The organism is Bacillus sp. FSL R9-9492 (assembly GCF_038007365.1).
Lineage (GTDB): Bacteria > Bacillota > Bacilli > Bacillales > Bacillaceae_G > Bacillus_A > Bacillus_A mycoides.
Map to the genome: position 1 here is coordinate 4906186 of NZ_JBBOXC010000001.1, position 14298 is coordinate 4920483.

The 14298-nt window shown below is 36.9% G+C and carries 11 protein-coding genes and 2 pseudogenes; 5 read left to right on the forward strand and 8 right to left on the reverse strand.

Features of this window, described 5'->3' with window-relative positions; translation table 11 throughout:
* The first annotated feature begins 22 nt into the window (after window positions 1-22).
* On the forward strand, window positions 23-754 hold the full coding sequence (locus MKY70_RS25235) for a yteA family sporulation protein (RefSeq protein WP_341025983.1): 732 nt from the start codon (window positions 23-25) through the stop codon (window positions 752-754).
* A gap of 43 nt (window positions 755-797) precedes the next feature.
* Here the strand turns inward: MKY70_RS25235 and cspD are convergent, their stop codons facing one another.
* Window positions 798-998: a cold-shock protein CspD gene (cspD, locus tag MKY70_RS25240; protein ID WP_001193051.1), complete on the reverse strand. Its 201-nt coding sequence runs from the start codon at window positions 996-998 to the stop codon at window positions 798-800.
* 325 nt (window positions 999-1323) lie between these two features.
* On the opposite strand from cspD, the gene MKY70_RS25245 reads away from it, so the two are divergent.
* Window positions 1324-2106: a TIGR00266 family protein gene (locus tag MKY70_RS25245; protein WP_088031436.1), complete on the forward strand. Its 783-nt coding sequence runs from the start codon at window positions 1324-1326 to the stop codon at window positions 2104-2106.
* Window positions 2107-2128: 22 nt separating this feature from the next.
* On the opposite strand, the gene MKY70_RS25250 is transcribed toward MKY70_RS25245, so the two are convergent.
* Window positions 2129-2914, reverse strand: coding sequence for a MerR family transcriptional regulator (locus tag MKY70_RS25250; protein WP_131247985.1), 786 nt, complete (start codon window positions 2912-2914; stop codon window positions 2129-2131).
* Between the two features lie 141 nt (window positions 2915-3055).
* On the opposite strand from MKY70_RS25250, the gene MKY70_RS25255 reads away from it, so the two are divergent.
* Entirely contained in the window at window positions 3056-3778 is a 723-nt protein-coding gene (locus MKY70_RS25255; protein ID WP_002089241.1) for a lipase family protein, read from the forward strand.
* A 323-nt stretch (window positions 3779-4101) separates the two neighbouring features.
* Here MKY70_RS25255 and glgP read toward each other — a convergent pair whose 3' ends face one another.
* From glgP to glgB, 5 genes are all read right to left on the reverse strand, one after another.
* Window positions 4102-6510, reverse strand: a complete 2409-nt coding sequence (glgP, locus tag MKY70_RS25260; protein ID WP_341025987.1) for a glycogen phosphorylase — start codon at window positions 6508-6510, stop codon at window positions 4102-4104.
* A gap of 18 nt (window positions 6511-6528) precedes the next feature.
* Window positions 6529-7959: a glycogen synthase GlgA gene (gene glgA, locus MKY70_RS25265; protein ID WP_341025988.1), complete on the reverse strand. Its 1431-nt coding sequence runs from the start codon at window positions 7957-7959 to the stop codon at window positions 6529-6531.
* Window positions 7960-8097: 138 nt separating this feature from the next.
* Window positions 8098-9132: a glucose-1-phosphate adenylyltransferase subunit GlgD gene (gene glgD, locus MKY70_RS25270; protein ID WP_002067855.1), complete on the reverse strand. Its 1035-nt coding sequence runs from the start codon at window positions 9130-9132 to the stop codon at window positions 8098-8100.
* An 18-nt stretch (window positions 9133-9150) separates the two neighbouring features.
* A complete protein-coding gene (gene glgC / locus MKY70_RS25275; RefSeq protein ID WP_002089246.1) occupies window positions 9151-10281 on the reverse strand; it encodes a glucose-1-phosphate adenylyltransferase in 1131 nt (376 codons plus the stop codon).
* On the reverse strand, window positions 10229-12166 hold the full coding sequence (gene glgB / locus MKY70_RS25280) for a 1,4-alpha-glucan branching protein GlgB (protein WP_088031432.1): 1938 nt from the start codon (window positions 12164-12166) through the stop codon (window positions 10229-10231). The genes glgC and glgB overlap by 53 nt, the downstream gene beginning before the upstream one ends.
* A 470-nt stretch (window positions 12167-12636) precedes the next feature.
* Here glgB and MKY70_RS25285 point away from each other — a divergent pair.
* Together MKY70_RS25285 and MKY70_RS25290 are read left to right on the forward strand one after the other, a co-directional pair.
* Window positions 12637-12759: pseudogene (locus MKY70_RS25285) on the forward strand (TasA family protein); the annotation flags it as partial.
* A pseudogene (locus MKY70_RS25290) lies at window positions 12750-13102 on the forward strand (dockerin type I domain-containing protein); the annotation flags it as partial. The pseudogenes MKY70_RS25285 and MKY70_RS25290, both read left to right, overlap by 10 nt.
* A 173-nt stretch (window positions 13103-13275) precedes the next feature.
* Here MKY70_RS25290 and MKY70_RS25295 read toward each other — a convergent pair.
* Window positions 13276-14220, reverse strand: coding sequence for an L-lactate dehydrogenase (locus tag MKY70_RS25295; protein ID WP_002089250.1), 945 nt, complete (start codon window positions 14218-14220; stop codon window positions 13276-13278).
* Window positions 14221-14298 lie beyond the last annotated feature (78 nt).

A 14298-nucleotide genomic window follows, 5' to 3' on the forward strand; every position in this document is an offset into this window, starting at 1 on the left:
AATTGTAGGAAGGTGGACGACTATGTTAACTCCACAACAAATAAATCAATTTAAATCGAGTTTAGAAAAACAACAGCAAGAAATTGAACAAACGATACAAACTCATGAAAATGAAGACCGTGCATCTGAACGTGATTCAGTAGGAGAATTATCTAGCTATGACAACCATCCAGGTGATATGGCAACAGAATTATACGAACGTGAGAAAGATTTCGGGCTCATCGAATTTTGGCATAAACAGCTAGAAGATACGAAACATGCCCTGCAAAAAATTGAAGCTGGAACGTACGGAATTTGCGAAGTGTCTGGTGAGGAAATTCCATTTGAAAGATTAGAAGCAATGCCAACTGCTACAACGTGTATTCAGCACACTACAAATAAATTAGATATGAAGGCGCGCCCAGTTGAGGAAGAAGTGCTAAATCCTTCTTTTCACAAGCACGACGAAGATCATTCTGTAGAGTACGATGCTGAAGATGCTTGGCAAGACGTCGCAAATTATGGAACATCAGAAACACCATCCGATTTAGAAAGACAGGATTCAAAAAACTATAATGGAATGTACGTAAATAGTGAAGAAAATGTTGGGTATGTAGAGGATTTCGAAAATTTTATTGGAACTGATATGTATGGAAAAAACCCGCAAGTTTTTGCAACAGAAGAACATGAAGAATATGAACAATTGCTTGATGACTTTGAAGAACGCACCTTTAAAGGTGAATTATATTCAGATGAGTCTGGTTCTAAAGCATAAAAAAAGCATTCCGAAATTCGGAATGCTTTTTTTCGCTAGCTAATTAGTTTTTTGTAACGTTAGCTGCTTGTGGTCCGCGGTTTCCATCAACGATTTCGAAAGAAACTTCTTGACCTTCTTCTAAAGTTTTGAAGCCGTCGCCTTGAATAGCTGAGAAATGTACGAATACGTCTTCTCCGCCTTCAACTTCGATGAAGCCAAAACCTTTTTCGCCGTTAAACCATTTTACTTTACCTGTTTGCATGTCATGTACCTCCTAAATAAAAATGAAACTATGAATCCACATGAAAAGGTGGATATAAAGGACATGAATGTATAACAAGCTTACAGCCTTTAATACAACGTGCTTTATTTCCGTACCACATTATGTAGCTCAATAGTGTTTTCACTATATCATGCTATATCAAAAACGTCAAATGAGAACACTTTCAACTCATCACTTTTTTATAATTTTAATATAATAATGGATTCTTATTTCGCTTTTTTGTTTGAAAATTAACAAAACTACAGTTCTCTAATCCTTTTAATTTCTGTACAATATGATTATTACATACTATGAGGTGAAAAAAATGCAAGCACATGAAATCGAGTATAAATTATATGGCGACGACATGCAGTTCGTTGAAATTGAATTAGACCCAGAAGAGAGCGTTATCGCAGAAGCTGGTGCAATGATGATGATGGAAGATCATATCGAAATGGAAACAATCTTCGGTGATGGTTCTGGACCATCTAGTGGTCTATTCGGTAAATTAATGGGCGCAGGTAAACGTCTCGTTACAGGTGAAAGTATGTTTATGACTGTATTTACAAATACAGGTCATGGCAAACGACACGTATCATTCGCCGCTCCTTATCCTGGAAAAATTATTCCTGTTGATTTAACAGAATATCAAGGAAAAGTAGTCTGCCAAAAAGATGCATTTCTTTGTGCCGCAAAAGGTGTTTCTATCGGAATTGAGTTTACTAAAAAAATAGGAACTGGTTTCTTCGGTGGTGAAGGTTTCATCATGCAGAAACTTGAAGGTGATGGTCTAGCTTTCATGCATGCAGGCGGAACTGTATATAAGCGCGAATTAAAACCTGGCGAGAAACTTCGCATTGATACAGGTTGTCTCGTTGCAATGACAAAAGACGTTAACTATGATGTTGAATTCGTTGGAAAAGTAAAAACAGCTCTATTTGGCGGTGAAGGTTTATTCTTCGCAACGTTAGAAGGTCCTGGAACAGTTTGGATTCAGTCCTTAACACTTAGCCGCTTAGCAGCACGCCTTACAAGCCCAGCAGCTCAAAACAGCGGTGAAGGCAGCGTTTTAGGTGGCCTTGGTCGTCTTTTAGATGGGAAAGAGTAAAGCAAGAAAAAGATAGTCCCCTTCATAGGGAACTATCTTTTTCTTTTGGACTGTACAAACCATTTTGAATCATATAATATTCCATCGCTTTATTGAGCCATGCCTCTTCTTCCTCCGTATAAGGGGACGGCATCATATTATTATATTGTTCTTCTACACTCTCTAATTTACTTAAAGAGTACATTGCCTCTTCACCAACATACTTAAAGGTTGCTTTCATATGTTGGTCCACAAGATTTTGTACTTCTGGGTCATCGATTTGTTTTCCAAATAACCTTTTTACTTCTTTTGATAAGCGGACAAACTCTTTATCTAGTTCTATCATCTCTTCCTCGGGTTTATTATATAATTCCTCAATCATTTCCCTTGGTATGGATTCCTCGAGCCATAATCGTTGTTCGTTTTCTTTTTGGATGCTACTAATTAAACTCATTAATATGTCACTATCTACCTGTTCATCTTCCTCAAGCAATAAAATTGTTCGTTCAATTGCCTTCATGGAAACCTCAATCTGTCTCTTTTTCTCTTCGAAGGCTCTTTTCTGATTTTGCAACGTTTCCTTTAAGCTCATATTTAAACTCGGCACACTAAACATAAAACGTATTTCATCTAGACTATATCCTAAAAGCTTCAAACTCACTATCTTTTGTAACGTTAAAATATCTTCTCCACTATATACACGGTGGCCAGAGCTAATATTTTTTTCAGGATTAAGTAATCCAATCTCATCATAATATTGCAATGTGCGTATTGATGTGCCTGTTCTCTTTGAAAACTCACCAATTGAATAGCCTTCCTTTTTGCTCATCCTACACTCCTCCTAACAATATGTTTACAAAAATCATACTCCCTCACGTAACTGTAGGTTCAAGCCTTTTTTCAAAAAGAATGAATCAAGTCCCTCACTGCATATATTGAACTATACCTTTTCTTAAGGAGGGCTTTCTTGATGCGTACTCCTTTATCCTTTGATAAAGATACTGCCATATTGTTAGCATCTTGCTGCGATCTAACGTATGAACAATATAAACAAAATGGCATTTTCGAAATACCCGATGGGTTCCAATATGTACAAGGGTTTCAAGGAAAGGCCATTCAAAAGACAGAATGGTTCGGATTCATATTAGAATCTGAGGATACGATTATTGTAGCTTTTAGGGGCACACAAACAGATACAGATTGGATTATCGATTCACTCGTTAACCAAAAGCCATACCCATATGCTTTAAATAGTGGAAATGTCCATAATGGCTTTCTTTCAATTTATGAATCTTGCCGGGATTCCATTATGGATATGCTCGTGTCATTACCAGCCCATAAGAAACTTCTTGCAACAGGCCATAGCTTAGGCGGTGCACTCGCTACACTACACATACTAGATGCACGTATAAATACTGCCTTCGCACAGTACGGTCTTTATACCTTTGCCTCTCCAAAAGTTGGAGATATCGCCTTTCGAAATTATTATAAACTGCAAGTAGCTAGTAGCTTTCGTTTTGTCAATTTATTCGATGTCGTTCCTCTTCTCCCTCCAAGAAATGTCCATTTTAATGATAAAGACTGGGAATATGCACACGTCCATCACAACATGACATTTACGAAAAATACAAAATCCATTACGAATAATCATTCCATTACAACATACAAAACATGTCTGACCTCTCATTTTTAACCAGTAAACAATTGGAAATTTAATATTTGTATACTATAATAATCTATGAAATTACTTTCGGATGAGGGGACCTTACATGCTAAAATTTTTCTTTGCACTTTTTCTTATAATAATTTTTTCGTTTACAGGTTTCTTTACATTTTCATACTTTGCGACAGGCGAATATGGCGGAACAGGTATAATATATACGTTCATGCCTTACCTTTCTTAAGCAAAATAAATAAAACGAGCTTAATCTCATTAAGCTCATTTTATTTTTCTAAGCAAGCGTACCCCTGCTTTAAGAGTGAATAAATAAAAGCCCCTTCAAAAGGGGCTTTCATCTAAAATAGTTTAACAGTATTACCAATACCCCAAATTTCATTACTGTACTGCAAAATTGTTCGATCACTCGCAAAATGCCCCGATTGTGCAATGTTCAAAATCGACATTTCCAGCCATTTCTCCCTATTTTCGTAGGCCCTTCCGACAGCTTCTTGTCTTTCAGCATATGGGCTAAAATCTCGAAGAACGAAGTATTCATCATTTTGAATAACGAGAGAATCATAAATCGCTTCAAATTCAGCTCCCGACTGTGCAAAGAAACCATTCGTTAACTGATCTACTACTTTTTTAATGTGCATATTGTGGTGATAATAGTCACTTGCACGATATCCACCGTTTTGGTAGTAATGAAGAACCTCATCCGCTGTTAAGCCGAAAATGAAGCAGGCATCATCACCGACCCGGTCTTTTATTTCAATATTAGCTCCATCTAACGTTCCGAGTGTAATTGCACCATTCATCATGAATTTCATGTTACCTGTTCCCGATGCTTCTTTACTCGCAGTTGAAATTTGTTCACTTACATCTGCCGCCGGGAATATATCTTCAGCTAAAGAAACTCGGTAGTTTTCTAGAAAGATAACTTTCATAAATTGACTTACGTACGGATCGGTATTCACTTTTCTTGCAAGCTCATTTATTAATTTAATAATTTTCTTCGCATAATAATAGCCAGGTGATGCTTTCGCTCCAAAAATAAAAGTACGCGGGTAAAATGAAAAACTAGTATCCTCTTTTAAACGGTTATACAAGTACAAAATATGAAGAACATTTAATAACTGTCGTTTATAAGCATGTAACCTTTTCACTTGCACATCAAAAATAGAATTTGGATCAATAGTGATCCCCATTTTATTATGAATGTTCTCCGCTAAAATAATCTTACGCTCTTGTTTTACCCCTGCAAGCTTTTCTTGAAAACTAGTATCATGTATGAAGTTTTGCAGTGCTTGCAGCTTAATTGGCTCTTTCTTCCATTCTTCTCCAATCGCTTCTGAAATAAGATTCGTCAGCTGTGGATTCGCCTTCATTAGCCAGCGCCTATGAGCAATTCCATTCGTTTTATTATTAAACTTATCTGGATAAAATTCATAGAACAATCGCATTTCACGCTGCTTTAAAATTTCTGTATGAATTTTCGCCACACCGTTAACGCTATGGCTACCAACAATCGCTAAATGAGCCATTTTCACAAGGTCATGCGCAATAATGGCCATGTCCTCAATACGCTTCCAATCGTACGAATAACGGTCCCAAAGCTCATGACAGAAACGTTCATTAATTTCTTCAATAATCATATAAATTCTCGGTAATAACGGTTTAAAAATGCGAATTGGCCATTTCTCAAGCGCTTCTGATAACGTCGTATGATTCGTATAGGAAATCGTCTGCGTTGTTATGTGCCAAGCTTCTTCCCATGTCAATTTTTCTTCGTCTAATAAAATACGCATAAGTTCTGGAATTGCTAGAACCGGATGTGTATCGTTTATATGAATCGCGATTTTTTCATGTAACTGACGAAGACTACCGTGTCTCTCCCTATGCATACGAACGATATTTTGCAAACTTGCTGATACGAGGAAATACTGTTGTTTTAAACGAAGTATTTTCCCCTCATCATGCGTATCATCCGGATATAAAAACTCCGATACGGCCTCTGTTTCACGCTTATATTTCAAAATATCTTTACAATTTTGCGGGAAAGGAACTGGCTCCGCATTCCAAAGCCGAAGCGTATTTACAGTACTCGTTTCATACCCTACAACTGGAACGTCATATGGTACTGCCATAATAACTTCTGCATTTGTATGCCTGAACTCTAAACGTCCATCAATTTCTAGTGGTTCAACGTTTCCAAAATAACTTACTTCTACCGCTTGGTCATACCTTCTTACTTCCCAAACGTTTTCATGAAGAAGCCACTGTTCTGGAAATTCTACTTGATAGCCATCAACAATTTTTTGATCAAACAGACCATGCTTATAACGAATACCACAGCCATGTCCTGGTAAGTTTAAAGAAGCGAGTGAATCGAGAAAACAGGCTGCTAAACGTCCAAGTCCACCGTTACCAAGGCCAGCATCTGCTTCAATTTCTTCTAACTCGTGCAAAGAAATTCCAAGTTCAAAAAGTCCTTTTTCACATACATCTCGAATGCCTAAATTTAATATATTACTGCCTAGTAAACGCCCAAGTAAAAATTCAATGGATAAATAATACATTTGTTTTTGATCTCCAGAACGATAACTTTCATTCGTTGCAATCCATTGACTATTCATATACTCACGTACCATATGACCGAGCGTATTATACTGATCACGAGTTGTAGAATCTTTGAAACTTTTCCCATACATCGTTTCTAATTTTTCTAGAAAAGCGGATTTGAAGCTTTCAACATGAGTAAACATTTTTTCACCACCTCAATGTTATTCCATGAGACTTTTATACAATTTCTTGTATGCAAGAGCAGATTTCCCCCAGCTATAATCTTCAGTCATCGCTTGCTTTACAAGCTTATCCCATACCGGTTTATCTTGATAAAACTCAATTGCACGAAGAATCGTATGTAACATGTCATGCGCATTAAAATTCGTAAAGCTAAAGCCATTCCCAATTCCAGTGTCCTCATCGTAAGAATGTACAGTATCATTTAATCCGCCTGTTTCTCTTACAATTGGAATCGTGCCATATGCTAGCGCAATAAGTTGTCCAAGTCCACACGGTTCAAACAGCGATGGCATTAAAAACAAATCGCTTCCCGCGTACACTTGGTGCGCTAACGCTTCATTAAATCCGATATATACTTTTACCTTTTCTGGATACTCGTATGCCATCCATTCAAAGAACTGCTCGTATTCAGAATCGCCTGATCCTAAAATAATACATTGTACATCTTCTTCCATTATTTCACGGAATACAGTACGTACTAGATCAAGCCCCTTTTGCTTCGTTAATCGTGTTACCATCGAAATAACTGGTGTATCTTCTTTTTCTGGTAAACCAAAATAACGCTGCAATGCGCGTTTATTTTCATTCTTTTCATCTAGCGACTCTGCACTATACTGAGCCGTAATATATGGATCTATTTCTGGGTTATATACGCTCGTATCAATTCCATTTACGATACCACTAAGCTTATCGTTATGCTTTCGTAGCAATCCATCTAACTTCTCACCGAAAAACTCATATTGAATCTCTTCTTTATATGTTGGGCTAACCGCTGTAATTTGGTCAGATGCGATAATACCGCCTTTCATAAAGTTCACGTTTCCATAAAACTCAAGCTGTTCATTATGAAAATATTCATGACCAAGCTCCAGTAAGTCGTACATCACTTCAGGAGGAAATACACCTTGGAACTGCAAATTATGAATCGTATATACCGTTTTAATATGCTCATATAACGGGTTATCTTGATACTTTTCACGAAGTAAGAAATTAACCATAGCTGTATGCCAATCATGACTATGAAGAACATCTACTTCGAAATCAAGATGCGGGATACACTCTAAAACTGCTTTTGAAAAATAAGAAAAACGCTCCCCATCATCATAATGGCCATATAGAGAATCTCTCTTAAAATAATATTCATTATCTATTAAGTAATACGTAATCCCGTCCTGCTCACCTTTTAAAATCCCGCAATATTGGTTTCTCCATCCAAGAGGAACGTTAATTACTTTATGAAGCGTACATCCTTCTCTTAGCTCTTTCGGGATAAGACTGTAGTTTGGAAGTATAATGCGAACATTCACTCCTAATTTTTTTAATTCTTTTGGGAGCGCTCCTGCTACATCAGCTAGACCTCCGGATTTAATAAACGGTACACATTCTGATACTGCAAATAAAATATTCACCTGTTGTTCCACTGCACGAAAAGCGTATACATCATAAATCGCTCTTCTTACAGCTTCCTCCCTTCAAGTTTTCATATAGAGTAAAACCTTAATTAGTGGGGGGTTTTCTAAATCCCCCACTAATTATGCACCTGCTATTTACGAATAACTGTTGATTGTACTATTTTGCACACTACCTTTTTCTACAACATATGGCTCATCGGCGTTTCCTTTTAGTACAACACCGTCACCAATTTTCACGTCTTTATCAATAATAACACCGTCTATTATGCAATTATCTCCAATTTGGCTCTTTTGCATAATAATACTATTACGAACAATTGAACCTTTTCCAATTTTAACAGAACGGGAGACAACACTATTTTCTACTTCACCCTCAATAATACTGCCGTTTGCAATCATCGTATTTTTCACTACTGCACCCTTCATATAACGAGTTGGTGGCTCATCTTTTACTTTCGTAAAGATTGGTGCTTCTTTCTTAAATAATTGCTTCCAAATAGAAGGCTGCAAAATTTCTAGGCTATGTTTATAGTAACTTTCAATAGAATCAATAATAGCTACATATCCTGTATGTTCGTACGTAGTAATATGCAGTGATTTCCCGCTCTTTTCTCTCACTACATCAAATAAACTGTATTGCTCCACATCTTTATATGTCTCAAATAAGTCTAGCAATAATTGTTTCTTTAACACATATGTTTGAAGCGAAACCCCTTCATGACAAACTTCAGTAATATCTGCAGACGTGTGTATATGTCGCTCTAACACCGCTTGAAAGTTTAACGCTGTTACAAGATGGCTATTCGTAATAACAACATATTCTTCTCTGCTTCTTAGAAAATAATCAATATGTCTTCTAAAATGTGCAAAAGATCCAAATTCGTCATGATCACATTGGCAGTTCGGTGGGAATAAAAACAGTCCATCACGCTTTCTATCTAAATCCCACTGTTTTCCTGAACCGACATGATCCATTAAAGAACGATTTTTATGACTTGTAAAAACCGCCACGCTATGAATATTAGAATTCACCATATTTGAAAGCATGAAATCAATGAGGCGATAACGGCCTCCAAACGGTAACGCCGCTAATGAACGATGCCCTGTTACTTTCTTTAAGGAAGGAAAACTTCCCGTTGCATTAATAATTCCTAACATTTTTTCTCCCATTCATTTCATCCCCCTTTTCTATTTTCCTTCAGCAATTAGTACTACATCATCAACATTTTTTTCTGGACGAATTATTGTCCCATCTTCAATAACCATTTCCGATCCAACAATCGCTCTTTCAATCACAACGTTTTTACCAATCTTTGCCCCCGGCATAACGACAGAATCGATTACCATACTACCTTCTTCCACCGTCACTCCTTGGAATAAAACAGAATGCTTCACGTCCCCTTCAATGACGCACCCTTCATTAATAAGTGACTCTTCTACTTTTGCCTGCTGTGCAATATATTGAGGCGGCTCGTTTGGATTTACAGAATAAATGCGCCAATTACGATCGTTCAAGTTCAACGATGTTTCATCGCGAAGTAAATCCATATTCGCTTCCCATAAGCTTTTCACCGTTCCAACATCTTTCCAATATCCTTCAAATGGATACGCCATCAACTTCTTCCCTTCATCTAACAAGAGCGGAAGTACATCTTTTCCGAAGTCATTACTAGATTCAGGGTTTCTTGCATCCATCTCTAAATATTCTTTTAAAATAGCCCAGTTAAAAATATAAATTCCCATTGATGCAAGATTACTTCTTGGAAATTGCGGTTTCTCCTCAAATTCAACAACTTCCATCTCTTCATTTGTATTCATGATGCCAAAGCGACTTGCTTCATCCCACGGCACTTCAATAACAGAAATCGAAACGTCCGCTTCTTTCTCAATATGGTAATCTAGCATTTTGCTGTAATCCATTTTATAAATATGATCGCCTGATAAAATAAGGACATATTCTGGTTCATACTGACTTAAATAGTTTAAGTTTTGATAAATAGCACTTGCCGTACCTGTATACCACTTCACACCTGAAGACTCCGCATAAGGAGGTAACACAGTGACTCCACCGTTTACACGATCAAGATCCCAAGCATTTCCGATTCCAATATAATTATGAAGTTCTAACGGTTGATATTGTGTTAAAATCCCCACCGTTTCAATACCGGAGTTTGCACAGTTACTTAACGTAAAATCAATAATGCGATATTTACCACCAAATGGAACAGCTGGCTTGGCTAAATTTTTTGTTAATGCACTTAAACGACTACCTTTTCCCCCTGCTAGTAACATTGCTACGCACTTTTGTTTTTGAGCCATCTTGTTTTTTGCTCCCCTTTCTCGTCTTCACTGGTCGTAATATGGATACGCCAAATGGTGGAATTGTAATTTCTACATGTGCCGCTTGATTATGATATGGCTCTAGAATCGTCTTGAGACGCTTCTTATTAACTTGCCCCGATCCGCCATATTGCGCCGAGTCACTGTTTAAAATTTCGTTATAGTACTCGAAATCTGGTACACCTACTTTATAGTTTTCATATGTAGCTTTCGTAAAATTACATACGACAACTAACGCATCTTCCTGCTTATCCCCTTGGCGGATAAACGAGAAAATACTTTGCTCATTATTATTAGCATCAATCCACTGAAATCCTTCAGGCGAGTGATCTAACTGCCAAAGTGGTTTTGAGCGCTTATACAATGCTATGAGCTCTTTAAAGTAATCATGCATATTACGATGCATTTCAAAATCATGTAAATTCCAATCTAAATCTTCAAGGTCTTTCCACTCATCAAATTGCCCGAATTCTCCACCCATAAAGAGTAATTTCTTACCTGGATGAGTAAAGAAATATCCATATAATAAACGAAGCTGAGCAAACTTATCCCAGTAATCTCCCGGCATTTTATTTAATAACGACTTTTTCCCATGAACGACTTCATCATGAGAAAGCGGCAATATGAAGTTTTCAGAGTGAGCATATATTAAAGAGAATGTCATTTTCTCATGAATGTATTTCCGGTACTCTGGCGCACATTCCATATATTTCAGCACATCATTCATCCAACCCATATTCCATTTATAATTGAATCCAAGTCCACCCTCGTATGTTGGAGCTGTTACAAGTGGCCAAGCTGTTGAATCTTCCGCTGTCATAAGAAACTCTTCATCTTCTGCAAACACGGCTTCATTTAACTCTCGTAAGAAAGAAACAGCATGTTCATTGCTTTGCTCTTTTCCTTCTTTATTCCAGTACAGCATATTCGCAACTGCATCTACCCTGAAACCATCAATATGGAAATACTTCATCCAAAATAACGCATTTGAAATTAAGAAATTACGTACTTCTCTCTTCCCTAAATCAAAATTAACAGTTCCCCATACAAGGTTTTCTTGTACGTCTCTATCTTTATATTCATAAGTCGGTGTCCCATCAAACAAATATAAACCGTGAGCATCTTTACAAAAATGCCCCGGTACCCAATCTAAAATGACACCGATTCCATATTTATGACATTCATCGACAAAATACATCAAATCATGTGGCGTGCCGAATCTACTTGTCGCTGCATAATATCCTGTTCCCTGATATCCCCAAGAACGATCATATGGATGCTCAACAAGCGGCATAATTTCAATATGTGTAAATTGATGTTCCACCACATACGGAATGAGCTCCTCGGCCATTTCTCTGTAAGAATACAGAGCGCCATCTTCTTTCTTTTTCCAAGAACCGAAATGTAATTCATAAACTGTCATCGCTTCTTTATAAATCGATTTTTTCTTTCTCTTACGAATCCAGTTTTTATCATTCCATTCATATCCCTCTATATCAAAAACTACAGATGCCGTATTTGGTCTTACTTCTGCATATACTGCGTAAGGATCTGCTTTTAAAATAACGTCACCATCCATCGTTTCAATCGCATACTTATATATCTCATTCTCTTCAATATGCGGTACAAACAAGGACCAAATCCCCTCTTCTGTCACTTGTAGCATCTTATGTTGCTCATAATCCCATTCATTAAAATCTCCAACAACACTCATTGCTTTCGCATGAGGAGCCCATACTGTGAATCGTACACCTCGCATCCCATCTTCCGTCACAATATGTGCGCCAAAGATGTTATAACTGTCATAGTACTTTTCTGTATGAAACTCATCTCGTTTCACTTCTTCACAATTTATTACATCCAATATGTTCACCTCACTAAGATGACAGAATTTTTTTACTCTTTATCATTTCTGCGAAAAACTGAGATATCCTTGTTATTTTTTAAAAAATATTCGTTTTTTTCTTAAATTTCACTTAAAATATTCACATTTTCCGTGTAAATTATCGAATTTTGACGAATATTCATTGCAAACGCTTTATTCCCCTTACTATTTCTCACCTTTCATTGTTGCTCAATATTTATTTTATTGGTTTTTCTCTGTATTTCACGCTCTTTCCACGTAAAATACAAACAAAATAATCTTTCATAAAAAAATGTTTCTCAACATTTTTTGTCACAAAATTTATTGAAATGTAAAATTCATAAGCATACACTTGTTCTCAATAACGAACAGCATACTTCGCAACTATAATTCATACTGAAATACTATGTTTACTTATTTCATACTCGTTGCGAATGTTTGCTATAAAAATCAAACTAGGGGGCTTTCTTATGTCATTGAAACAAAAAGTAGGAATGGGAGTTGTCACTGCATCACTAGGCTTATCACTTACATTTGGCGGTGTATTCGCCTATTTCAGCGACTCCGAAACATCGGGTAATTCATTTCAAGCCGTCTAACTACAAAACTAGGTACTGAAAAAGATGGTAAGCTGCTTGGCCAGTATTATTACGCACGACCTGATGAAAACCTTGCAGGTGATGTAAATGGAGATAAAGTCATTGATATTAAAGATGCTGAAATTATCGCTAGCAACTATGGTAAAAAAGGAGTATCTGTAAAAGACGGCGATCTTAACAAAGATGGTATTGTCGACGAAAAAGATATTCGTTTCGTTGAAAAGAACTTCTTGAAAAAAGGGCCAGATGCAGCTAAATCACAAACGCCTGTTGAAAAATCAAAAGCGGTACACTTGCAGATATTTTAAAGAAATTAGGATTAACACCGAAAAAATAACACATAAAAGCACTCTATTCGAAAATAGAGTGCTTTTTTCTATAAATGACCCTTATCCAGCAAAAGGGGTATATTGGGGATATACAAGGGAAACCGGAAAAGGAATTTATATTAGATTATATAAAAACTCAGAGGTAGGAAGCAGTTTCCCGCCCCTGAATTATTAGCAGTTATTATAGTACTGGTGCCATTGTTTCTTTTAATACTTTTACAGAATGAGCGAACTTCACTTTTTCTTCTTCGTTTAATTCAAGTTCTACGATTTCACGTACACCTTCGCGGTTAATAACAGCTGGAACACCTACGTAAGCATCTTTCTCACCATATTGACCTTCAAGGTATGCAGATACAGTTAATACGCTGTTCTCGTTGCTTAAGATCGCTTTAGTTACACGAAGTAGTGACATACCGATTCCGTAGTAAGTTGCGCCTTTACGTTCAATAATGTGGTAAGCTGCATCGCGTACATTTTCAAAGATTTTATCTAAATCTTCTTGGTTATACTGTTCGTTGTTCGCTAAGATTGTTTCTAGTTTTTGTACACCTACAGTAGCGTGGCTCCATACTGGAAGTTCAGTGTCACCGTGCTCACCAACGATGTAAGCATGAACGTTACGTGGATCTACATCTAAGTAGTCACCTAACATGTAACGGAAACGAGCAGAGTCTAAAGTAGTACCAGAACCGATTACGCGCTCTTTCGGTAAACCAGATTCTTTCCAAGTTACGTAAGTTAAAATATCAACTGGGTTAGTTGCAATTAAGAAGATTCCATCGAATCCGCTATCCATAATACCGCGAACGATTTGTTTAAAGATTTTTGTATTTTTCTCAACTAAGTCTAAACGAGTTTCGCCTGGCTTTTGTGGTAATCCAGCAGTGATAACTACTAAATCTGCATCTTTACAATCTGCATAGCTACCGCTCCAAACTTTTGTTGGTGCTGGAGAGAATGGTACCGCATGGCTTAAGTCCATTGCTTCTCCTTCTGCTTTTGCTTCATTAACATCTACTAGTACGAATTCTTCAGCTACACCTTGGTTGATCATTGAGTAAGCGTAACTACAACCTACAGCTCCTGTTCCTACTAATACTACGCGATTGATACCTTTTTTCATGTTAATTTCCCCTTTCAATTGTTTACATCTATTTTTTATTATTGTTTAAGTAATTAATTAAAATACTAATTTAATGTT

Excerpts from the sequence above, each read along its gene's own strand:
- glgP (WP_341025987.1), bottom strand. The coding sequence starts at position 6,510 with ATGTTTACTCATGTTGAAAGCTTCAAATCCGCTTTTCTAGAAAAATTA.
- glgC (WP_002089246.1), bottom strand. The coding sequence starts at position 10,281 with ATGGCTCAAAAACAAAAGTGCGTAGCAATGTTACTAGCAGGGGGAAAA.
- cspD (WP_001193051.1), bottom strand. The coding sequence starts at position 998 with ATGCAAACAGGTAAAGTAAAATGGTTTAACGGCGAAAAAGGTTTTGGC.
- MKY70_RS25245 (WP_088031436.1), top strand. The coding sequence starts at position 1,324 with ATGCAAGCACATGAAATCGAGTATAAATTATATGGCGACGACATGCAG.
- MKY70_RS25250 (WP_131247985.1), bottom strand. The coding sequence starts at position 2,914 with ATGAGCAAAAAGGAAGGCTATTCAATTGGTGAGTTTTCAAAGAGAACA.
- MKY70_RS25255 (WP_002089241.1), top strand. The coding sequence starts at position 3,056 with ATGCGTACTCCTTTATCCTTTGATAAAGATACTGCCATATTGTTAGCA.
- MKY70_RS25235 (WP_341025983.1), top strand. The coding sequence starts at position 23 with ATGTTAACTCCACAACAAATAAATCAATTTAAATCGAGTTTAGAAAAA.
- MKY70_RS25295 (WP_002089250.1), bottom strand. The coding sequence starts at position 14,220 with ATGAAAAAAGGTATCAATCGCGTAGTATTAGTAGGAACAGGAGCTGTA.
- glgD (WP_002067855.1), bottom strand. The coding sequence starts at position 9,132 with ATGGGAGAAAAAATGTTAGGAATTATTAATGCAACGGGAAGTTTTCCT.